At 71.5% G+C, this 21,448-nt stretch carries 19 protein-coding genes; 9 read left to right on the top strand and 10 right to left on the bottom strand.

The window, feature by feature from the left end; translation table 11 throughout:
* Positions 1–113: 113 nt before the first annotated feature.
* Positions 114–482, bottom strand: coding sequence for an MmcQ/YjbR family DNA-binding protein (locus tag ACRX5W_RS18235; RefSeq protein ID WP_436789242.1), 369 nt, complete (start codon positions 480–482; stop codon positions 114–116).
* An 85-nt stretch (positions 483–567) separates the two neighbouring features.
* Between ACRX5W_RS18235 and ACRX5W_RS18230 the strand changes: the two genes are divergently transcribed.
* The gene (locus ACRX5W_RS18230; protein ID WP_436789241.1) at positions 568–1,044 is read left to right on the top strand and encodes a GNAT family N-acetyltransferase; all 477 of its coding nucleotides are present in this window, start codon (positions 568–570) and stop codon (positions 1,042–1,044) included.
* A 36-nt stretch (positions 1,045–1,080) separates the two neighbouring features.
* Here ACRX5W_RS18230 and ACRX5W_RS18225 read toward each other — a convergent pair whose 3' ends face one another.
* Positions 1,081–2,031 carry an aldo/keto reductase gene (locus tag ACRX5W_RS18225; protein ID WP_436789240.1) on the bottom strand — a complete coding sequence of 317 codons (951 nt, stop codon included), beginning with the start codon at positions 2,029–2,031 and terminating at the stop codon, positions 1,081–1,083.
* Positions 2,032–2,185: 154 nt separating this feature from the next.
* Here ACRX5W_RS18225 and ACRX5W_RS18220 point away from each other — a divergent pair, with 154 nt between their 5' ends.
* A complete protein-coding gene (locus ACRX5W_RS18220) occupies positions 2,186–3,145 on the top strand; it encodes a threonine ammonia-lyase (RefSeq protein WP_436789239.1) in 960 nt (319 codons plus the stop codon).
* A 1-nt stretch (position 3,146) separates the two neighbouring features.
* Here ACRX5W_RS18220 and ACRX5W_RS18215 read toward each other — a convergent pair whose 3' ends face one another.
* Positions 3,147–3,896, bottom strand: coding sequence for a nucleotidyltransferase family protein (locus ACRX5W_RS18215; protein ID WP_436789238.1), 750 nt, complete (start codon positions 3,894–3,896; stop codon positions 3,147–3,149).
* A gap of 664 nt (positions 3,897–4,560) precedes the next feature.
* Here ACRX5W_RS18215 and ACRX5W_RS18210 point away from each other — a divergent pair.
* Positions 4,561–4,980, top strand: a complete 420-nt coding sequence (locus ACRX5W_RS18210; protein ID WP_436789237.1) for a hypothetical protein — start codon at positions 4,561–4,563, stop codon at positions 4,978–4,980.
* Between the two features lie 177 nt (positions 4,981–5,157).
* Entirely contained in the window at positions 5,158–5,856 is a 699-nt protein-coding gene (locus ACRX5W_RS18205; RefSeq protein ID WP_436789236.1) for a hypothetical protein, read from the top strand.
* 17 nt (positions 5,857–5,873) lie between these two features.
* On the opposite strand, the gene ACRX5W_RS18200 is transcribed toward ACRX5W_RS18205, so the two are convergent.
* Complete coding sequence (locus ACRX5W_RS18200) at positions 5,874–8,192, bottom strand: hypothetical protein (RefSeq protein WP_436789235.1); 2,319 nt, start codon at positions 8,190–8,192, stop codon at positions 5,874–5,876.
* A gap of 186 nt (positions 8,193–8,378) precedes the next feature.
* Between ACRX5W_RS18200 and ACRX5W_RS18195 the strand changes: the two genes are divergently transcribed.
* On the top strand, positions 8,379–9,212 hold the full coding sequence (locus tag ACRX5W_RS18195; protein WP_436789423.1) for an SAM-dependent methyltransferase: 834 nt from the start codon (positions 8,379–8,381) through the stop codon (positions 9,210–9,212).
* A gap of 462 nt (positions 9,213–9,674) precedes the next feature.
* Here ACRX5W_RS18195 and ACRX5W_RS18190 read toward each other — a convergent pair whose 3' ends face one another.
* The gene (locus ACRX5W_RS18190; protein WP_436789234.1) at positions 9,675–10,316 is read right to left on the bottom strand and encodes a GDSL-type esterase/lipase family protein; all 642 of its coding nucleotides are present in this window, start codon (positions 10,314–10,316) and stop codon (positions 9,675–9,677) included.
* Positions 10,317–10,649: 333 nt separating this feature from the next.
* On the opposite strand from ACRX5W_RS18190, the gene ACRX5W_RS18185 reads away from it, so the two are divergent.
* A complete protein-coding gene (locus tag ACRX5W_RS18185; RefSeq protein WP_436789422.1) occupies positions 10,650–12,026 on the top strand; it encodes a glutamine synthetase in 1,377 nt (458 codons plus the stop codon).
* Positions 12,027–12,043: 17 nt separating this feature from the next.
* Here the strand turns inward: ACRX5W_RS18185 and ACRX5W_RS18180 are convergent, their stop codons facing one another.
* Entirely contained in the window at positions 12,044–12,388 is a 345-nt protein-coding gene (locus tag ACRX5W_RS18180; protein ID WP_436789233.1) for a hypothetical protein, read from the bottom strand.
* Positions 12,389–12,713: 325 nt separating this feature from the next.
* On the opposite strand from ACRX5W_RS18180, the gene ACRX5W_RS18175 reads away from it, so the two are divergent.
* Positions 12,714–14,138, top strand: coding sequence for a CoA transferase (locus ACRX5W_RS18175; RefSeq protein ID WP_436789232.1), 1,425 nt, complete (start codon positions 12,714–12,716; stop codon positions 14,136–14,138).
* Here the strand turns inward: ACRX5W_RS18175 and ACRX5W_RS18170 are convergent.
* Positions 14,045–14,773 carry a TetR/AcrR family transcriptional regulator gene (locus tag ACRX5W_RS18170; RefSeq protein WP_436789231.1) on the bottom strand — a complete coding sequence of 243 codons (729 nt, stop codon included), beginning with the start codon at positions 14,771–14,773 and terminating at the stop codon, positions 14,045–14,047. The genes ACRX5W_RS18175 and ACRX5W_RS18170 overlap by 94 nt on opposite strands.
* Positions 14,774–14,936: 163 nt before the next feature.
* On the opposite strand from ACRX5W_RS18170, the gene ACRX5W_RS18165 reads away from it, so the two are divergent.
* Both ACRX5W_RS18165 and ACRX5W_RS18160 read left to right on the top strand, forming a co-directional pair.
* Positions 14,937–15,905: an aldo/keto reductase gene (locus ACRX5W_RS18165; RefSeq protein WP_436789230.1), complete on the top strand. Its 969-nt coding sequence runs from the start codon at positions 14,937–14,939 to the stop codon at positions 15,903–15,905.
* 310 nt (positions 15,906–16,215) lie between these two features.
* Positions 16,216–16,824 carry a septum formation family protein gene (locus ACRX5W_RS18160; protein WP_436789229.1) on the top strand — a complete coding sequence of 203 codons (609 nt, stop codon included), beginning with the start codon at positions 16,216–16,218 and terminating at the stop codon, positions 16,822–16,824.
* Between the two features lie 95 nt (positions 16,825–16,919).
* Here the strand turns inward: ACRX5W_RS18160 and ACRX5W_RS18155 are convergent, their stop codons facing one another.
* The 3 genes from ACRX5W_RS18155 to ACRX5W_RS18145 all read right to left on the bottom strand — a co-directional run bounded on the left by ACRX5W_RS18155 (position 16,920) and on the right by ACRX5W_RS18145 (position 21,287).
* Positions 16,920–19,184 carry a HelD family protein gene (locus ACRX5W_RS18155; protein ID WP_436789228.1) on the bottom strand — a complete coding sequence of 755 codons (2,265 nt, stop codon included), beginning with the start codon at positions 19,182–19,184 and terminating at the stop codon, positions 16,920–16,922.
* A 61-nt stretch (positions 19,185–19,245) separates the two neighbouring features.
* Positions 19,246–20,817, bottom strand: coding sequence for a putative Ig domain-containing protein (locus ACRX5W_RS18150; protein ID WP_436789227.1), 1,572 nt, complete (start codon positions 20,815–20,817; stop codon positions 19,246–19,248).
* A gap of 218 nt (positions 20,818–21,035) precedes the next feature.
* Complete coding sequence (locus tag ACRX5W_RS18145; RefSeq protein ID WP_436789226.1) at positions 21,036–21,287, bottom strand: hypothetical protein; 252 nt, start codon at positions 21,285–21,287, stop codon at positions 21,036–21,038.
* Positions 21,288–21,448 lie beyond the last annotated feature (161 nt).

Below are 21,448 nucleotides of genomic sequence, written 5' to 3'. Positions count from 1 at the left end.
TCCGCCGAACGACGGCCGTCGACCGGCGCGTCCGCACGCCTTCGTTTCTTCGCGCGGACCCCGGAATCGTCGGCGTCACCGCAGTGCCGCAGTCGCTGTCACGGCATCCTCGGTCAGTCGCGCCGCGGCGCCTCGCTCGCTTCATCGAACGCCCTGATCACCCGTTTGGGTGCCGTCATGCGCCACGCGTCCGTCAGCATCGCGCGCAGCTCGTCGGCGTCGTCGACCGCGGCCAGGCGGGCGCGGATCCAGTCGTAGTTGTCGTCGTGACCCGCGCGTACGAAGAACTTCTCCGGCTCGGCGGCGGTCAACGCGCCGCGTTCCTCCCGGGGGCAGCGGAACGCGACGGCGGTTTCGTCCTCGTTCAACGCCGCGAAGATCTTCCCGCGAACCCGGAAGGTGGGCGCATTCCGACTGAACTTCTCGCTCGTCTCCGGCAGTGCCAGGGCCTCGCGCCGTACGTCCTCGGCGGTCGTCGCCATCGAAAGTCTCCTTCGACCGTGCCGCCCGGCCGTCGGGCGCACCTTGTGCGAACGCCTGTTCCCCACCTCGGGTTATCGTTCACCGATGGAGTTCACCGCCCTCGGCTACCAACACCCCGACGTCCGCAAATTGTGTGACGAGGTCCAGCAAATCTACGTCGAACGCTACGGTGACCCTGATCAGTCCCCGGTGGACGAGGCGGATTTCGACCCGCCGACGGGCTTGTTCCTGGTCGGCTACGAGGACGGCCGGGCCCTCGTGTGCGGCGGCTGGCGGATCGGTACGTACGACCTGCCCGGGCACGGCCCCGGCGATGTCGAGCTCAAACGCATGTACGTGCGCCCCGAAGGACGCGGCCGGGGCCTGGCCCGCGCCCTCCTCGCCGAACTCGAAGCCCACGCGGTGGCGGCAGGTCAGCGGCGGATGATCCTGGAGACGGGAACCCGGCAGCCGGAGGCCATCGCCCTGTACCGCTCGTCCGGCTACACCGACGTGCCGGGCTTCGGCTTCTACCGAGGGAGCCCGCTCAGCGTGTGCATGGCCAAACTGCTCACCGCCTGACCGCCGCGCTGCCGAGCCCCACCCCCACGTCGCGTCTCATGCCGCGCTTCCGTCCGCCTCATGCGCGCCGGCCGCGACCCGGCCGATCTCGGCGATCTCGGCGGGGGTGAGCTCGACGAACGCCTCGGCGTTGGCGGCCACCTGATCCGGCGACGTCGCGCCGACCAGCACGGACGGGACCTCCGGCTGAGCCGCGAGCCAGGACAGCGCGAGTTGGAGGATCGTCCGCCCGCCGGCCTCGGCGTACTCGGTCAGGCGCTCGACGACCGCGAAGTTCTCGTCGGTGGCGACCCGCGCGAAGTACGAGCCGCCGGCCAGCCGCGAACCCTCCGGGAAGGCTTCGCCGCGCCGGTACTTCCCGCTGAGCAGCCCCGACTTGAGCGGGAAGTACGGAATCACGCCCAGGCCGAGGTGGCGCGCGGCCGGGATCGTCTCACGCTCGACGCCGCGCTCCAGCAGGCTCCACTCCAACTGCGTCGCGACGAACCGCGAGCCGCCCGCCGCGCGGGCCACATGGTCGGCGTCGACGAGCTGCCAGCCGGCCAGGTTCGAACTGGCGATGTAGCGGACCTTGCCCTGCCGCACGAGGTCGTCGAGCGCGGCGAGTGTTTCCTCGACCGGTGTCTCGGGGTCGGGGAAATGCAGGTAGTAAAGGTCGATGTAGTCGGTTCCGAGACGCCGCAGGCTCGCCTCGCAGGCGCGGATGAGGTGGCGGCGCGACCCGGTGCCCGTGCCCGGTGCCGGGCTTCCGAACTTGGTCGCGATCACGGCCTCGTCCCGGCGGCGGCCGAGGGCACGGCCGAGCATCTCCTCCGACCGGCCGTCCCCGTATATCTCGGCCGTGTCGAAGAGGGTGACTCCCGCATCGAGTGCCGCCTCGACGACCCTGTGCGCCGCCGGCTCGTCGATGCGCGTGCCGAAGTTGTTGCAGCCGAGACCGGCCTCGGAGACCTTGAGCCCCGACGTGCCCACGTTGTTGTACCGCACAGGTGCACCCGCTTTCCTCTACTGCGCAACGCGCTTCACGATAGTCACGGCGGCTTCGACCGGTCGGCCGGCGTCATCCGTTCGAGAGCCTCGCGAGCACAGGTCATCCGACAATTCGTTCGATCTTCGGCAGCCCCGGCGTTAGCGTGCCCACATGACGAACCTGGTGACCCTGGACGAACTGCGCGAAGCCCACAAGCGTGTGACGGGTGCGGTCGTGCGCACTCCGCTGCTGCCCTGCCTGCACGGCGAACCGGGCCGCGCGCTGTGGCTCAAGCCGGAAAACCTCCAGCCCATCGGGGCCTTCAAGCTGCGCGGCGCGCACAACCTCGTCGCCTCGCTCACCGACGAGGAACGCGCACGCGGTGTCGTCGCGCATTCCAGCGGCAACCACGCCCAAGCCGTCGCCTACACCGCACGCCGATTCGGGATCCCGGCGGTCATCGTCATGCCGGACACCGCGCCGCGCGTCAAGGTCGACGCGACGCGGGCGCTCGGCGCGGAGATCGTGACGGTCACCCCCGACCGCCGCGACACCGCGGCATTCGAACTCGCCGCCGAGCACGGCTACACCCTGGTGCCGCCTTACGACGACCGACGCATCGTCGCGGGGCAGGGCACCGCGGGGCTGGAGATCGCCGAGGATCTGCCCGATGCCGCCGCGGTCCTGGTGCCGGTCAGCGGCGGCGGCCTGCTGTCCGGGGTCGCCACGGCGGTCAAGGCGCTGCGCCCGGACATCAAGGTGATCGGCGTCGAACCCGAACTCGCCGCCGACGCCGCCGAGTCGCTGCGTACCGGCACTCTGACCGCGTGGCCCGCGGCGGACACCTACCGGACCATCGCCGACGGCCTGCGCACGACATCGCTCGGCACCGTGCCGTTCGCGCATGTCCGCGAGTACGTCGACGACATCATCACGGTGAGTGAGTCGCAGATCCGCGACGCCGTCCGCTTCCTCGCCTACTCGGCCCGACTCGTCGCGGAGCCGTCCGGCGCGGTCGCCACCGCGGGATATCTCTTCCGCCGCGACGCGCTGCCGCGCAGCGGCGACCACGTGGCGGTGGTCAGCGGCGGCAACATCGAACCGGCGCTGTTCGCCGAGCTGGTGGGCTGACTCAGCCTCCGGACGTCTCGCGCAGTTCCTTCGCCGCCTCGGAGAGGTCCTTCGCGGTGTCGATGGCCCTCCAGTAGGCACCCTGCGGCAACGGGAAGCCGGCGAGCCGCCGTTCGCGTGCGAGCCTGGGGAACGTCGTGCGCTCGTGGTCGCCCTTCTCGGGCAGCATCGCGGTGAACTCCGGCGAGAACACGTAGACCCCGGCGTTGATGAGGTACGGCGACGGGGGCGCCTCGATGAAGTCCAGGACGTGGCCGAACTTGTCGGTGTCCACGACGCCCCACGGGATGCGCGGGCGAGCCAGCGCGAGAGTCGCGACCGCGTGCCGTTCGTCGTGGAACCCGGCCATCTCGCGCAGCGAGAAACGGGTCCAGATGTCGCCGTTGGTGGCGTACCACGGCTCGTCCGGACGAGGCAGTGCGCGCGCCGCGAACTTCAGGCCCCCGCCGCGCCCCAGGGGTTCGGTCTCCACCACGGTCGAGACGGCGAGCGGCAGTTCGGTGCTCTTGAGCCAGTCCTGAAGCACCTCGGCCAGGTGCCCGCACGACACCACGACGTCCGTGACCCCCTCGGCCGCCAGCCACGCCAGTTGGTGCCCGACGATCGGGGTGCCCGTTCCCGGGATTTCCACCATGGGCTTGGGCCGGTCGTCGGTGTACGGCCGCAGCCGCGTCCCCTGGCCTCCGGCCAGGATGACGGCCTGCGTGACCGGACGATCGGTCTGCGACGCGCTGTTTGGTGCGGAAGTCATGCCCTGACCATAGCGACTGGCCGGCACCGCCACCGAAGGCCTGGTCCAGTACGCGCAGTCCGGGCTGCGTGCCGCCGACAAACCGCTTGTCGGGCGCGAGCGCACGGGCGATTTGGTCGGAACACAGTCTGCCCGTCGCGGCGTGCGCGCGGGCCACCGGACGGTACCGAAGCGCTCACGCCGACTGCACGGACCCGCCCGGCGCGGCGTACGTGCGGCCACCGGACGGTGCGCACCGAAGCGCTCGCGCCGGGTTGCGCCGCTTCGGATCGGGGCCACCCGCGAGGGCAACTCGTTCGTCCATCCGCTGCGTTCGGCCACAGCCGGGGCTTGTCGGCGCTCCCCGGTTGAATCGCGGGGTTCGGTACCGGAGGGGATTTCCCCCTTTCGACCGGCGCTGGTCGGTCACTAGCATCCGATTGAGACATTTACGTGACCTGAATGCGATCAACCGGCGGGGGCCGGTTGTCGGTGGGCGGCGCAGGTCGGGGGGTGGACGGGGTTGGGGGCTGCCGTGAGGATCCGCTGGTGGGGGTGCGCGTTGGCCGCGGGGTGCACCTGGCTGGCGTCCGGCTGTTTCGCGTCGGGTTCCGACGGACGGGCGCACGGCGCGCCGGCGGCGTCGGCGCCGTCGACACCGCCGATCGCCCCGCCCGCAAGCCCCGTGACCGGGCCGGTCGAAGGCTGCGCGCTGCTCACCGCGGAGCAGGTCCGCGACACGTTGGGCGCCACGCGCGTGACGACGTACGCCGAGGACAACGGCCGGACGTGCGTGTTCCTCGGAGCCGACGACGTACGCGTGTTGACCGTGCGGGTGGGGGACCTGCCCCGCGCGTTGCTCGGCGGCCCGGAGCAGGTCGTGCTGCTGGCCGCGTCGCCGGCGGAGCTGACCGAGCCCGTCCCGGGGCTGGCCGACGCCGCGGTGTTCTACAGCGACCGCCGGCGCGGCAGCGGCGTCACCTTCGCACGCGGGCGCGGGGAGCGCGTGACCAGCGTCGACATCGAGGCAAGCGGCCCCAACGCGCAGTCGCCGCGGGACACTCTGGTGCATCTGGCGCGGCTGGCGAACGCTGCGTTGCCCTGAGGCGCCCCACAGCCGGTCTGCTGCTGGAGTCGGCAGGATTCGGCGGCATGGGCGACCAACCGGTCGGGGCCACTCTCCCGGGAACGCGCCGTGCGCACCCGTCAGCCCGATCTGCCAACATGGGGCGGCGCAGGAGGGGCCCGGCCGGGGGTCCCGGCCGAAGGGAGCCGCCGAAAGATGACGTCCCCAGACACCCGATGCGGTCCGTGTGGTGCCGACATCCGCGCCCGGACCGCCGACGACATGTTCGTCGAACCGCTCGTCGGCGCCTTCGCGGCGCTGCCCGCGATGAGAGACGCCATGACAGAACACCGCCGTGCAGCACGGGATTTCGACGCCACCGGCCGCTCGCCGGGGGTGCCCTCCGCACGGGCGGGCGGCGCGCCTGCGGCTGAATCCGGCTCGGATGCCGAGCTGCGGGCTCTGACGCTGCTGACGAACCGCACGAGTACGCGCACGAGCGCGAGCGGGGGTCCCGCGCTGCCCCTGCGCGACGGCGTGCGGGTCTACCTGGAAGGCCTTCCGGACACCGCCGCCGCGGCGTACGCGCATCCGGTCGCCGACCTCGCCGAGGCGGAGGTCGCGGTGCTGCGCGTCGACGCGCCGCAGGGCACGGGCATCACCGACGACGACACCGACCGGGTCCTCGACATAGCGGCGGCCGTCCCGACGGTCGTCGTGCTGCACGTCGACGGCCCGTGTCCCGCACCGGAGTTCACCGACGACTGCGCCGCGCTGCTGGTCGACCTCGGGGCCGCCGACCAGACGGTATTGGACGTCGTCTTCGGTCGGCACGCCCCGCTGGGGCGCCTGGTGTTCCCGCTCGGGGCGCCCCACGAACCGGAGTTCCCGGCCGGGTTCGGCCTCGCGTACTGACGTCGGGCCCGCGCCGCTCAGCGCGGGGCGGTCCCCGTGTGGTCTCCGGGGGCGGGGCCTGTCTGCACGCGCGACGACGCCGCGCGTTCGGCCCGGTCGGCGTTGAGGACGTCGACCGCCGCCACGGCGTCGCCGATCGTCGCGAAGTCGACCGCCACGAAGGTGACGGGGGCCCCTCGCTGGGCCTCGCATTCGCGGGCCCGGTCGAGCACGAACTCCCGGGAGTTGATGCGTCCGGCGTCGATGCGGCTGCCGCCCTGCGCGGTGACGAAGTGGTTCATCAGGAACATGCGCTTGCCGGTGCCGCCGCGGTTGGGAACGCAGTCCATCGCCTCGGGGCTGGTGTAGGTGAACGGCGTCTCCATCGCATACCGGTAGAAGTTGCGGTAGCGCGGGTCGGGGCCGTCGGCGCGTTCGGGGAAGACCACGAGGCGCTTGTCGGCGGCGATCATCTCGCGCAGTGTCGGCCACACGCCGTCCGGCGCCTCCGGCGGCGTCGCGAGGAACCGGTCCAGGCCCGCGTCGTGCAGGGCCTCCATGGTCTCGGTGCCGCCGATCGCGTCCTGGACGATCAGGGTGACCACTTCGTTCGGGTTGCTGTCGAGCCAGTCGCCCAGCTCCCGCATGCTCTCCACGAGCGGCAGGGCGCCGCCGCGGCACAGCGAGTGGCACAGCCACAAACCCGGCCGGGCGGGGGCGTACTGGTCGACGACGCCGGCCATGATCTGCTGCTCCTCGGGCGACAGATCCGAACCGGCGAGTCGAGGCGCGACTTCCTCGGGGGTCTCCCACCGATACGTGTCGAGCATGAGCGCCCGCGCCCCGAGGTCGAGCTGCGTGATCATGTCGGGGTCCTGGAGGGGACTGAGGAACCGGTCCGCGGTGGAGGACATCGCGTTGTGCGTCGTGAGGTACGCGACCTCGTCGTAGCGCCGGTCGCAGAGTTGAGGCATGCCGTTGCAGCGCCGTTCCCGGGCCGAGTCACCCACCGTCGGGACCGGCACCAGAACCGTCATGGCCAGTGCCGCGGCGGCACCGAACGCCGCGAACCCGGTGACGGTCCGTGCCCGGGAGCGCGCTACGGGCGCCTCGCCGCGCTGCTGGCGGCGCATCGCGTAGCCGGACACGGCGGCGATCGCGCTGCCCGCGAGCACCGGGACGGCCGAGGCGGTGATCCAGACACCGACGATGTCCTCGGTGGCCGCGGCCTGCAGGTCGGCCACGAGCGCGCGGACCGACGGCGCCCAGCCACCCCGGTCCTCGGGGATGAGGTGGGGCGCCGCCGCCCACGCGATCAGGCACACCGATGCGGCCAGCAGCCCTCCGGCGGCCAGCGCGGCCCCCGGCCCGCGCAGCCGGCCGAGGCCGCGCTGAGGCGCGGTGCGCCACAGTCCCGCGAGCCCGCCCGCCGCGGCGGCACACGCGAGTCCCAGCATCTGGTCGAGCCCGAAGACGGTGAAGGCGCGGAGCTGCGGCAGCGGACCGAGGTTGACGTCGGTGTCCTGGGCCTTGACGTCGATGACCAGGTCCCAGGGCTCGCGGTTGCTGAGATCGGCAAGTCCTTGCTGGGCGTCGAGGACCGCGTCGCCGAAGAGGACCGGGACTATGGCGACCAGCACCCCGCCGAGATCACGGGCCTGGAGGGACGCGATGACGGGCTCGCGGACCAAGGGGCGGTCCTCCGGCGGAAGTTTCTCCAGGATGAGGTCGGCGACCTCCGGAACCGCCTCGGGTGCCAGGTCGAGCGCGGGCAGGCTGTCGGGGCTGCGGCCCTGCGCGAGTGCGTCGAGGGCCTGCTGCACGGAGGCGACGAACGCCGGTGCGTTCGCCTTCGTGACCGAGGGAACGTCGCCCGCGAGGTCGCCGACGAACACTTCCGCGACGCCGCCGAGGTTGTTGATGACCGGCTTGAGGTCCACGGTGAAGTGCAGGTCGTCCTCTTCGCCGCGCAGGTAGGCGACGGTACGGCCGATCTGGTCGCCGGCCATGCCCCGGAGAGTGGACGGGGGCAGGACCAGGCGCAGGTTCGCGGTGACCTGGTTGGGCGGCACCGGGAGCCGGGCGAGGAGGTCGCGGGTGATGTCGGCCATCTCCGGATCGACCAGGACCTCGTCGTAGAGGCGGTTGTAGCTGTCCTCGCGTTCGAGGACGGAGTCGTACCAGTCGCGGTCCAGGACGGTGACGCGGGCCACGCCGAGCCCGGTGATGATCGCCACGCTGATGGCGACGACGACGAAGGCCGTCGCACGGATCGCGCGAAGCCGCCTGCGGGCTCGACGGGCGATCGTCGCCTCGTCCACCTCTTTTGTCGCCTGCGCTTCAGCCGTAACATTCACCCCTTCACTATAAAAAAAGCGTATCAACCGGTAAAAAAGGCACGGCGCCCGACCCCCCAACAGCTCGTCCCTTCCTGACGGATGCCCGGAAGCGGCGTGCGCATCCGTGCCCGACACCGGCTACGATCCGGCTGACGGATCATCAACTGCCCACGGCAGTAAGGGATTAGGGGACTCGTGAGCGACATCGCGGACATCACGGGCGGAACCGGCGAGCCGGACGGCATTGACGACTGGGCGCCGACGGGCATCGACGTGAGCAAGCCGAGCATCGCGCGGGTCTACGACGCGGTTCTGGGCGGCAAGGACAACTTCCCGGTCGACCGTGCGATCGCGGACCAGTCGCAGGAGATCGTCCCCGAGATCGGCGACGTCGCCCGCTACAACCGCGACATCCTCGGACGCGCGGTCCGCCACATGGCCAAGTCCGGCATCCGTCAGTTCCTGGACCTGGGTTCGGGTCTGCCGACGGTGCAGAACACACACCAGGTAGCCCAGTCGGTCGCCCCCGACGCGCGGGTTGTGTACGTCGACATCGACCCGATCGTGCTGGCACACGGCCGGGCCCTGCTCGCGGAGAACGACAACACGACGGTCGTGACCGCCGACCTCCGCGACCCCAAAACGGTGCTGAACCTTCCGCAGGTCCGGAAGTTCATCGACCTCGACCAGCCCGTGGGTCTCATGCTGGTCGGCGTGATCCACCACCTCGGTGACGACGAGGACCCGGATGGCATCGTCCGGACCTACCTGGACGCACTGCCGTCGGGGAGCCACTTCCTGCTGACGCACTTCTGTGCGTCCAGCCCCGACGCGCTCGCACTCGAAGGCGCGCTGCTGACCAGTCTCGGCACCGGGCGGTTCCGCACGCTGGAGGAGATCACGGCCTACTTCGACGGCCTTGAACTCCTCGACCCGGGCGTCGTCTACCTGCCGCTGTGGCGTCCCGAAGAGCCCGTCGAGGAACCGCTCACGGTCGGCCAGCGCCTGATGGCCGGAGGGCTCGCGATCAAACCCTGACAGGACGGAAACTCCGGGCGGTCCCCCTCTGGTGCCGCGCGGCCCGGAGGGGGCCGAGGTCACCCGCGCCTCGGCCGGGACCGTCACAGCTCGCACGTCGCCGGCACCGACCGCCCCGCGCGGTACGGTCGGCACGAACGGTAGGCGTGCCCTGTGCCATGAGCACCCCTGTCCCCCCGCGCGCACCGATGAACGCCGGACCGACCGCTGCACGCGGTACCGTCCGCGAACCCGTTGCGGCTCCGCCCTCGCCGGCACCGCCGTGCGACGTGATCACCCGGACGTCGACGCCACACGGTCGCACGAAGCCGGGCGGACCGACGGAGTTGCGGCGACCCTGTGCGGCGCGAATCTTTGATCGGGGGCGCACCGGCGACGCCGACGCGGTGCCTGCGCGTCCGAGCGCATGATGCCGGGCCGCGCCCCGACCGGCGCGCCGCAATCCGGTGCTCCCCGATGTGGCTATCCGGCGGATGCCGCAAGTGCGTCCAGCCAGGCCCACCAACCCGCCTTGTCGATGACGTCGGCGAGCATGCGGTAGCCGTCCGCATCACAGTGCGCGTCGTCGCCGTACGCGTCGATGCTCGCCCACCACGCCGCTTCGTCGCGCAATGCCGCGTGCACGGGCAGGAACGGCACACCCTTCGCGTCGCACACCGCCGCGAAAGCCGACTCCAGTGCGGACAAGTCGTCGCGCCCGCCGTCCCCTTCGGGGATCGGCGGGATCCCGACCACAAGTACCGGCCAGCCCGCTCGACGCGCGGTGTCGATGGCGGTGGCGAGGTTTTCGGTACTCGCGTCCCGCGGCACGCGCGGGCGACCGTATTCGTGAGTGCTGTCGTTGAGGCCGAACGAGAAGACGACTCCGCACGCGTCACCGCCGTCGAGGCGGCGTTCGGTCTCGGCGAACCAGCGCCCTGCGATGTCGGCCGAAGTCTCGCGCCGGACACCGAGGTTGTACGCCGTCAGCCGGTGCCCCCGGTCGACGGCACGGGCCGCCAGGCGGCCGACCCAACCTCCGTCTCGGTCGCCGACGCCTTGCGTGTAGGAGTCACCGACACAGCAAATGCGCACGTCGGGTCCGGTCGTTCGGGTGGTGAGCATGTCCGCGACCCTAACGAACCCGTGTGCGGCGGCGCGGTGATCTCCGGCCGGTCGCAGGCTCACGGATCCGCTTGGGCACTCGAACACCGGCTGATGATCGGGCCGTTGGCGCACGACAGATCACTCGGACGGGGAGTGTCCGTGCACTCGCCGTGACGACAGGATTACGGCATGACCGGCATCACGCGGAAAACGGACTCAATGGGCGTCACCGACTCGTTCGGTTCAGACAGGGCACGTGGATCGTCCGGTTCGCAGGAACCGCGGGAATCGCCGGTCCCACCAGGCGCCTTCGAAACAGCGCACACGACAGGCGCGCCGGTGCCGCAGGACATGCCCGGCGCCGACACGCTCACCACGGAGATCCGCGCCGAGCGGGGCGCGCGGGCCCGGGTCGTCGCTGCGGACCTGGCTGCCCGTGGCGTCGTGGGCGTGGCGATCCATTGGGTCGACAATGCCGGCATCTGCCGCGTGAAGACGGTTCCCGTACGACAGTTGCCGCACGCGGCGGCATGGGGGGTCGGTGCCTCCCCGGCGTTCGACGTGTTTCTCGCCGACGACTCGATGACCGAGACGCCGTGGAGCGGCGGCCCGGTCGGCGACCTGCGCTTGGTGCCGGATCTCGATCGCGTGCTCGTCTCGGCGGCGCAGCCCGGCTGGGCCTGGGCGCCCGGCGACCGCCTGCGTCAGGACGGTACGCCGCACCCCCTGTGCGCGCGTCGGTTCGCGCGGCGGATGCAGGCCGCGGCCGGTGAGCGCGGCCTGTCGCTGCGGACGGGCTTCGAGATCGAGTGGGTCGCGGCGCACGCGGGTGCGGACGATGAGCCTCCCGTGGTGGCGGCGGAGGGCCCGGCTTACGGCGCCCGGCGCCTGGTCGAGTGCTCGGACTATCTGCGTGACCTCCTTGTGGCTTTCGCGGAACAGGACATGACGGTGCTTCAGCTTCACCCGGAGTACACACCGGGGCAGTTCGAGGTGTCGTTCGCCCCGGAGGACGCCGTGGGAGCGGCGGACACGGCGATGGTCGTGCGGCACACGATCCGGGCGGTGTCGGCACGGCACGGGTTCCGGGTGTCGTTCGCGCCTGTCGTGCTGCCGGGGTCCGTGGGCAACGGCGGCCACCTGCACCTGAGTCTGTGGCAGGAGGGCGTGAACGCGATGCAGGGCGGCGACCGCGTGCACGCCCTGACCTTTGTCGGGGAGGCGTTTTTGGCCGGGGTCCTCGACGCGCTGCCGGCCCTGACCGCGGTCGGGGCCTCTTCGGCGGCGAGTTTCCTGCGGCTGGTGCCCTCGCACTGGGCGGGCGCGTTCCGGTGCTGGGGGTTGGAGAACCGCGAGGCGGCGGTCCGACTGATCACCGGCAGCGTCGGCGAGCGCGCGGCGAGCGCCAACGCCGAGGTCAAGTGTTTCGACGGGGCCGCCAATCCGTACCTGGCGGTCGGGGCGGTCGTCGCTGCGGGTCTCGACGGGATCGAGCGGCGGTTGTTGCTTCCTCGCGAGACGCTCGGCAATCCGGACGGCACAGACGCGGAGCGCCTTCCGGCATCGCTGGTGGAGGCGGCGGACGCGTTCGACCGGTCCCAGGCGCTGGCTGCCGCGATGGGCCCCGAATTGCAGGGCGCGGTCGCCGCAGTCCGGCGTGCCGAGGCGGTCCGTTTCGCGGGCTCGACCCCCGAAGAGGTCGTCGCCGCGACACGCTGGCGCTACTGATGCGGTCGTGCGGCCGGTCACAGCGGCCACCGGAAGACCCGGCCGGGCTCCTCGTCCCGGCCGGCGCCCGCGCGGGCTTGGGCGTACACCGTGACTTCGACGATGAGCCCGTCGGCGTCGCCGCGTACGGTGCGGCGGCGCAGGTAGCCGGCGGATTCGAGCTCGACCAGGTACCCCTCGATCGACTCGGCGGTCTCACCGGGACGGGCCGCGAGCACGACCGGATCCGGGCGCGCGGACTCCGGTAACAGCAGCAGGTGCACTGCCAGACCGCGAGCGGGAAAGCTCAGCCGCCTGTCCTGCAGGAGGGCGTCATTGATGCCGAGCCCGCCCGCGCCGCCACTGCCCCAGATCTTCCGCATCGCGCACCCCCGCGTTTCTGTTGCCTGCCGTTCGTGCCGGTCGCAGTTCGCGCCGACGGCCGTGCGGCCTTGACCGGTGGAGCCGACGGCCCCGCTTTCCAGTGTCGGTACGCGGACGGGTCCCGGTCCGCGTACCGGGCATTGACCACACAAAGGGGTGAAGGAGACTTCGTGGAGGTGCCGCGAAAAACCGGCGGATCATGAGAAATTGCTCACTACAACGAACTTGCGTTCGACTGACGGGCAGTCAATCTTGCGTTTCTCCCGGCTCTTCCCTTCCTGCCCCGCTGTGCGGCAGCGCGGGACGCGGTGGTGGGATGGGCCCATGCGTCCTTCCGCAGCGCGGCTGCTCGACGAGGCCTGGCGGTCCCTGGGCGGCGACCCGGCGTTCACCCGCCGCGTGTCGTTCACCGGCCGCCCCGACACGCTGCCTGCTCGTCTGCCGGTGACCGAGCTGGCCCTGGCGACCGCCGCCGCGGCCGGAGCGGCGGGATCCGAGCTGGCCGCCGCGCGGTCCGGCGCAGGTACCACGGCCGCGGCCCCGGTGACCGTCGACAGCGAGGCCGCGGCCATCGCCTTCACCAGCGAACGCCATCTGCGGTTGGACGGCTCGCCGCAGGCCGCCATGGACCCGCTGTCGAAGTTCTTCGCCTGCGCTGACGGCCTCGTGCGCGTCCACGGCAACTACCCGCACCACCGGGAGGCGTTGTTCCGGGCGCTGGCGATCACCGGCACGCCCGCGGACCCGGCCGAGGCTGTTGCGCTCGCGCTGCTCGCGCTGCCGACCGCCGACGCCGAGAAGCGGGTGCGTGCCGCCGGCGGCCTGGCGTTCGCGGTCCGCGAGCCCGACGAGTGGCGTGCGCACCCGCACGGTTCGATGCTTGCCGACGCCCCGCTGCTGACGCGGCGTCGGATCGGCGCGACGTCACCCCGCCGGCTCGGCACGCTGCCCGCGCGCGGCGGTGCCGTGCCGGTGCTGCCCGCCTCCGGGGTCCGCGTCCTCGACTTCACGCGCGTGATCGCCGGCCCGGTCGGCACCCGGACGCTCGCACTCCTCGGCGCGCAGGTGTTGCGGATCGACCCGCCGCACCTGCCGGAACTCCCCGCCCAGCACTTGGACACCGGGCTCGGAAAGCGATCCGCGCTGCTCGATCTGCGGACAAGCGAAGGCATGCGCGTCCTCGACGGGCTCCTCGCCGATGCCGACGTGGTGGTCACCGGCTACCGGCCCGGCGCGCTGGCCCGGTTCGGTCTCGCCCCGGACGAGCTGGCCGCCCGGCACCCGGGCATCGTCGTCGCGACGCTTTCGGCGTGGGGCAGCACGGGGCCGTGGTCGGATCTGCGCGGCTTCGACAGCCTGGTGCAAGGGCCGACCGGCATCGCCCGGATCGAGGCCGACGGCGACGAGCGCCCGGGTGTGCTGCCGGCCCAGGCGCTCGACCACGGGACGGGTTATCTGCTCGCGGCGGGCGTGTTGCGCGCTTTGACGGAGCGTCAGGAAGACGGCTTGGGCACCCACCTCGAACTCGCGCTCGCCCGTACCGCGTCGTGGCTGCTGCGCCACTACGATCCGGACGAACACCTCCCGACCTTCCCGCGCCGCGTCGCCGCGGCCGGACATCTCGGGCACAAAGTCGCCGAGCAGGGCCGACTCGCCTATGCGCTGCCGCCGTTCGCGATCGAGGGCGGCCCGTCCGACTGGGCCGATGCGCCGGTTCCCTGGGGCAGCAGCGCGGCGGAGTGGTGGTGATCCGGGCGGGCAGCCGAAGGACGCTCAGCCGGCGACACAGCGTGCGCGGCCGGGTCGACGCAGGCGAGGACCGCCACGAGAGTGCGTTCGAGGAACACAGCGAGGGCATGCCGGTCTTCCTCGGGATCCTGCCACGCGACCACGGTCTCCTCGGCGAAGACGACCCACGCGCGCGCGGCGGTGCGCAGCATCGGGGTCTCGTCGATGCCGAATTCGGCGCAGCCCGCCAGGATTCGTGTCGCCTGGGTGCGGCGGGCGTCGTCGACGAGCTCACGGACGATCTCGTCGGCGCTCGAAGCGCCGCGCACCAGGGACACATAGGTGGCGCGGTGGTCGAGGACGTAGTCGACGAAGGCGACGAGAACGGCCCGCAGGCGGGTGTGGGGTTCGAGTGCGCGGTCGGGAGCCGTGCGGGCGAGGAAATCCGCGCAGGCGGCCTCGACGACCGCGCGGTGGAAGCCCTGCTTGGATTTGAAGTAGTGGAACATCAAGCCGCGCGAGATCCCCGCCCGTTCGGCGAGTTCGTCGATGGAGAGTTCCTCGAGTGTGCGCGTCCCGAGCAGTTCGCGGCCCAGGCGCAGCAGTTGGGCTCGCCGCTGGTCGGGCGTCAGTCGGGTTCGTCGCCGTGCGGGCATGCCGCTCAGTGTACGGAGTTCCGCGCCAAGCTATTGACTACTGTTCAGTAGGCCTTGGCCACCGCACCCCGCCTCCCCGGCCGGCGTCTTGACTTCGAGTGCGCTCGAAGCGGCAGGCTGAAGGACGTACGACAACGGGCCCGACCGCAAGGAGCGATATTTCATGCTGACCACGACACTCGGCACCGACGGCCCCACCGTAGGCGTGATCGGGCTGGGCTGCATGGGCATGACCCACGCCTACGATCCCGCCGGCCGGGACGACGCGACATCCCTGGCCGTGCTGCGCCAGGCCGTCGACCTCGGCATGACGCTGATCGACACCGCGGACGTCTATGGCCCATACACCAACGAGGAGTTGGTCGGACGCGGCCTCGCGGGGATCCGCGACCGCGTGGTCCTGGCGACCAAGGTGGGCCTGTCACTGGGCCGGAACCGCCTGACGCGCGGAATGGCGGGAATGGAGCGCAACGGCCGTCCGGAGCACGTGCGGCAGTCGATCGACGAAAGTCTGCGGCGCCTGCAAACCGACCATGTCGACCTGTACCAACTCCACCGCGTCGACCCGGAGGTGCCGATCGAGGAGACGTGGGGCGCGCTCGCCGAGACCGTCGCGGCGGGCAAGGCGCGGCATATCGGGCTCTCCGAGGTCTCCGTCGAGGAGCTCAAGCGCGCACAGGCCGTGCACCCCGTCGCGTCGGTCCAGTCCGAGCTGTCGCTGTGGACGCGCGACGCGCTGACGGACGTGCTGCCCTACTGCGATGCGCAAGGGATCGCATTCCTGCCCTTCTCGCCCCTCGGCCGCGGCTTCCTCACCGGCAACTTCGCGTCCGTCGACGATCTTCCCGAGGGCGACTGGCGGCGCACCCTGCCGCGCTTCCAGGCCGACACGATCGCGGCGAACCAAGCCATCGTGACGGCCGTACGCGCGATCGCCGCCCGCCGGGACGCGACCCCCGCCCAGGTGGCGCTGGCGTGGGTGCGCGCGCAAGGCTCGTACGTCGTGCCCATCCCCGGGACGAAAACTCCGAAGTACCTCGCCGACAACGCCGGGGCCGCCGACGTCACGCTGTCCGCGGAGGAGCTGTCGGAACTGGACGCCCTTCCCGCTCCCGAAGGCAGCCGTTACTGAAGCGGACCCGTTCGGATAAAGTCCGGAAAACGCGCCGCCTTGCGCGCATATTCACCGGGCGTCGGGTGAAACTACTTGCAACGACGGTGCGTTGCGGAACCGTCGCGGCACTCGCGGTGGATTTTGGTTACAGAACTGATACATACTCAAGACGAGTCTGCTGCATAGCAGTTGTAGCCCGCCTCCCGGCAATTGCCGGAATGCCACAGCCGCGTGCGGAAATCAAGTACATGGACCCTCATTGTTGTGGTCGACGCCTCCGGCATGATCGTGCGCGTCCCGACAAACCACGAGAGGCATTCGTCCCCCCATGCGTTCCCCCCGCTCCCCCCGTAAATCGGCTCTGCGCGTCACCGCCGCGGCCGCGTCCGGAATCTTCGCCATCGCTCTCCTGACCGGCTGCAACGGCGACGACAAGGACGGCAAGCCCGGCGGGATCGACATCGGCGACATCCCCAAGATGTCGATTCCGCCGATGCCGACGATGCCGTCGCTCGACATCCCGGACCTCGACCTGGACAGCTCCGGCTCCCCCGGCGCGACGTCGACGCGGCCGGCCGGCGGGGCGACCATGCCGGGCCAGGTCGAGTCCGTGGATCTCAAGGCCGGTGACTGCATCGACACCTCGTCGTCCGGTCAGATCAGCAAGAAGTCGTGCAGCGGCCCGCATGACGCCCAGGTTGCCGGCGTGAGCACGATCTCCGACAGCCTGGACCCGAGGTCGTCGGCGTTCGAGAACGCCAACGACGCCGCCTGTGACCAAATGGGTTCCGTAATCATCGACCGGCAGGACAGTCCAAGCGACCTGACCGTCACGTGGTACGCGCCCACTCCGGAGTCGTGGGAAGACGGCGACCGCACGCTCCAATGCCTGATCGTCCGCCGCGACAAGACAGAGCTGACCGAAAAGCTGATCTGACGACCTCGGAATGCATCGACAAAATCAATTGGCGATTGCCTGCGACCCGTTCGACGGCTGACCGGTCACCGCCACGGCGTCGAAATCCCGAGCGTTCAGATCCGTGACGGCGGCACCCCCAACAGGTCGACCGCCCAATCCTCGTCCGAGGTCACGACTGCCAGGCTCCGAGTGGCCCGCGTCAACGCGACATACAGCGTGCGCAGGCCGCTCGGAGCCTGCTCCACGATGGCCTTCGGGTCGACGATGACCGCGGCGTCGAACTCCAGGCCCTTCGCGTCCAGCGCGTTCATGGGCTGGACGCGCGCCGGCAGCCCGGCGAGGACGTCGGCGTACGGCGCCGTCGCCCCAACAGGTGTGACGACGCCGATGGTGCCCTCCACGGAATCCAGCAGACGCGTCACGGTGGCACGTACGACGGCCTGGAGATCGGTGGCCACGAGCAGTTCCGGCTTTTCGCCGCCGGTGCGCACCGCCCGTGCGGGACGCGCATCCGGGACAGCCCGTACCAGAACCCGCGCCGCGAGAGCGGCGATCTCCGCCGGGTTGCGGTAGTTCGTTGTCAACTCGAACTCGTGCCGCCGGCGGTCGCCCAGCGCATCGCCCATCGCCTCGGCGGAGGCCCGCAGATCCTCCCAGGCGCTTTGTGCCGGATCCTCCACGATCGTCCATGTCGCATGGCGACCACGGCGTTTGAGCATGCGCCACTGCATCGGCGCGAGGTCCTGCGCCTCGTCGACGACGATGTGCGCGTACTCCGCCGGCTCCTCGTCGCGGTCGCCGTTGCCGCGCGCGGCACGGGCCATGCGGTCGGCGTACGTGGTCACTTCGCTGATTTCGTCGGCGGGCGCGGAGGTGCGCACGCTCTCACCGGTGAAGATGTCGTAGCCGTCCACGACATACGGGTTGTCCTCGTCCGGGATGCCCGGAACATGCGGCCGCACCCGGGGCAACGGCCCCACGAGCACGTCGATTTCGTCCAGCAGCGCGACGTCGAGGAAGGAGACCTCGCCGGTCTCCGCGGTCCGCTGCCACGACGACGCCAACAACGAGACCTGACTGCGTGTCAGGCGTCCGCGCGCGGCGCGGTCCACACGGGCCGGGTCCGCGAGCCCGCGCAGGACGTCCATCGGACGCAGCAGCGGCCACCACGTGTTGAGGAACACCGCGAACTCGTCGCGGGCCGCGACGTCTTCGAGGAAGGCGTCCTTCTCCCCGCGCGCCGCACCGCGCGCCGCGAGCTTCGCCCACAGTGCCGCGAGCACCGCCTTGGCCGCGGCGACACGCTGGCCGTTCGGCCCGCGACGCGCCCGTTGAAGCAGGTCGCGGCGGATGCCCCGAAGCGCCGCCGCGTCGAGGACGACTTCGGTGCCGCGGTGCCTGATCCGCAGCTCGTGCGGGGCACCGGCCGGCGTCGCGGCGACCTCGCGGCGCAGCAGCGGCACCATCCGCGTCGCGCCCTTGAGCCGGGCCACGTCGGGGCTGTCGTGACAGGACGCGGTGACGCCGTCCACGAGGTCGCCGAGCGAGTGCAGGACCGCGCCGCCCTCCCCCAGCGACGGGAGCACGCGTTCGATGTACGCCGTGAAGCGCGGGTTGGGACCGACCACGAGCACACCGCGCGCACCGAAGCGCTGCCGATGCCGGAACAACAGGTAGGCGACCCGGTGCAGGGCGACCGCGGTCTTGCCGGTGCCGGGGCCGCCGCGCACGATGACCGAGCCGTCGGCCGGCGCGCGGATCGCGTCGTCCTGCTCCTGTTGGATGGTCGCGACGATGTCGCGCATGCTTCCGTCCCGCGTGCGGCTCAGCGCGGCCAGGAACGCTCCGTCCCCGACCACGACGAGGTCGTCCGGCGCGGACTCGGGGTCGAGGAGGTCGTCCTCGATGTCGACGACCTGGTGTCCTCGCGAGTGCAGCACGCGGCGGCGCACCACGCCGCGGGGCTCCTCGGGAGTCGCCTGGTAGAACGCCTCGGCAGCCGGGGCGCGCCAGTCGACGACAAGGATTTCGCTCTCCTCGTCCCGCACTCCGATACGGCCGATGTGCCACACCTCACGGTCCGCACGGTCCAGTCGGCCGAAAACCAGTCCGTCGTCGGCGGCGTCGAGCGTGCGCGCCCACAATTCGGCCCGGAAGACCATCGTGTCCCGCTCCACGAGGGAGCCGACCGTGCCGACCTGCGCCTGGCGGTACCCCTCGCGCATCAGTGCCTGCGCCTCACCGCGCATGGCTTCCAGGCGGACGTACGCGCGGTCCACGTGCCGCTGCTCCGCCGCCAGCTCACGCTCCTTGGCGGTGGCGGGTTCGCCGCCGGTCTGGACGCCGTGGGGGTTCGGCCCGGAAGGGGGCGGGGGCATCGGGAAAACTCCTCGTGCAGGCAGGGCAAAGACCAGACATTAGTACGGCCCGGGGTGGCGGTCACCCGCGCGTTCCCGCCCGCGCCGCGCGCAGGCGGCGGATCGCCACAATCGCACCGATGACGCCGACCACGCCCAAAAGCGCCCATGCCCAGAGCGCCGCGTCCGATCCGCCGTCGCCGTCGTCGCCGTCCATGGCCGGTGTGCGCCCCGCCTGCGTGTCACCCGGACCGGCAGCGCTGGGGGCGGGCTCGGCCGGCGTCGGCGCGGACCGCACGGTCAGGGTCAGCGCGCGGTCGGCTTCGCGCGCCGGCGTCGCACTGTCCGCGACGCGGACGGTGAACGCGAAGCCGCCGGCCGTCATCGGGGTGCCGCTGAGCTCCCCGGTGTCGGGATCGAGCACGAGCCCGCTCGGCAGCGTGCCGTCGACGGACCACCGGTACGGGGCAATACCTCCCGCGGCCTGAAGGCGCAGGCTGTAGCCGACGTCGGCTGTCGCGTCTGCGAGCGAGGCGGTGGTGACCGCGAGGCCCGGCACGGGAGTCGCGGCGGCGGGCGGCGAGGCGGGCGAGAAGCCGGCAGCGTTGACCGCGCGGACGACATAGGTGTACGCGATGTTCTGCGCCAGCCCGGCGTCCGTGTGGATCTGGGTCGCCGGTCCGACCGTCCCGACCAGCATCGGCGTCGGCTGCTGACCGCTCGACCGGTAGATCTGATACCCCGTCAGCGCGGTCCCGCCGTCGTCGGCGGGCGGCAGCCAGGACAGTACGGCCTGCGCGTCACCGGGCGTCACGGTCAACGCGGCCGGCGGCCCCGGGACGGTGACGCCGTTCGCGGCCAGCGCGACCGTGCGCGAACCGCCGGGGATGTTGCCGGTGAACGTGAGCATGCCGGTGACCGGACCGCGGCCGGTCAGGGTGACCTGCACTGCGACGCTGCAATTGCCTCCGATCGGGACGGGTGCGGACGCGGTGCACGTGGTGCCGGTGACGTCGACGGAGAACGGCGGCGTGGCGGTGACCGAGGTAAGCGTCAGCGGCGCGCCCCCACTGCTGCCCACCGGGACGTGCCGCAAGGCCCCGCCGGGCGCTATGACGGGACCGAAGTCGACTCCGGTGGGCAGCCCGCCGATGTCGCCCACCGGGACGGTGAAGACCAACTGCGCGCGTCCTGGCCCGGTATTGGCGTCCTGCTGCGTCGTCGCGTCCGGGAACATCTGCGCATCGGGCGGCGACGTTTCCGACGCGTCGCCGCCGGCGGCGGTCAGCCAGGGTTCGAAGATCGAGGGCCCGAACACGGTGCCGGTCGAGGCGATGAAGACCATCACGGTCTGTCCGGGGCGCAGTCGGCCGGATTCGCTGATCGCGGCGTTGCCGGTGGCGATCTCGCCCGGATCCCCGTCGTCGCTCGCGGCGCCGAACAGCGTGACACGGACGGATGTCGCGTCGGCGGGCACGGTGACGCTGTTGTGGCCGGTCTGGGTGACGACGACTTCCTGCTGCGTCGTGACGACCGCGGGGACGGTGGCCGCGGGAGTGGCCGGCGCCGTGCCGAGGAGCAGAGCGATCGCGGCGGCTGCCGCCGCAACGGTGGTACGTGCGGACGCGCCGCGCTTGCGTACCCGGTCGAACATGATGCCGGTGACCCCCCGAGGGCTGCGTCCGGAACCGGGCGTCGTCGCAGCTCACGGGTGCCCGATCGGTCGTACGCGCGGATGGTAGCGCCGGACGGCCGCATGCGGGAGGACTTCGCCGGGCGTTCACCCGTCAGACCGGCGGGATGCGTGCAGGTGGCCGATTTCTGCCGTCGGCGTGCGCGGGTCGACCACCGTGGGCGGGGTCGGCGCGGCGCTCAGAAGCCGTCGCGCGACCGGCCGATGCACAGGCCGTCGTTGTCGCCCGTCCCGTGGGGTTCGTCGGTTTCGGTGGCGTGCCAGGGCTGGTTGGCGGCGAAAAAGGAGTCCCACAGGGCCACTTGGCGCCGAGCCCGCTCGCGCACCCACGCGCGGCGTCGGGAACCTCGCGCGTCCGCTCCGAGGAGCCGGCCGAGGATCACCACGGCAATGAGAACGGCCAAGAGCAGAAAAGCTGTTCCGGTCTCCATCGTGGGCACCTCCTCGGCACGGGGGCCGAGGGCCGCACGTCGCGAACCGGACACTCGGCGATGTATGCCCCGGCCGTGCCCTTTCCGCCCTCGGTGCCCCCAGTCTTGGCCCCCGCGTCGCGCGCTCCAAGGGCCAATCGTCGTCGAGTGGCCTGGGCCAA

The sequence above is a fragment of the Yinghuangia sp. YIM S10712 genome (genome assembly GCF_051388935.1).
Classification (GTDB): Bacteria; Actinomycetota; Actinomycetes; order Streptomycetales; family Streptomycetaceae; genus Yinghuangia.
This window is presented reverse-complemented; position numbering and strand designations above follow the sequence as displayed.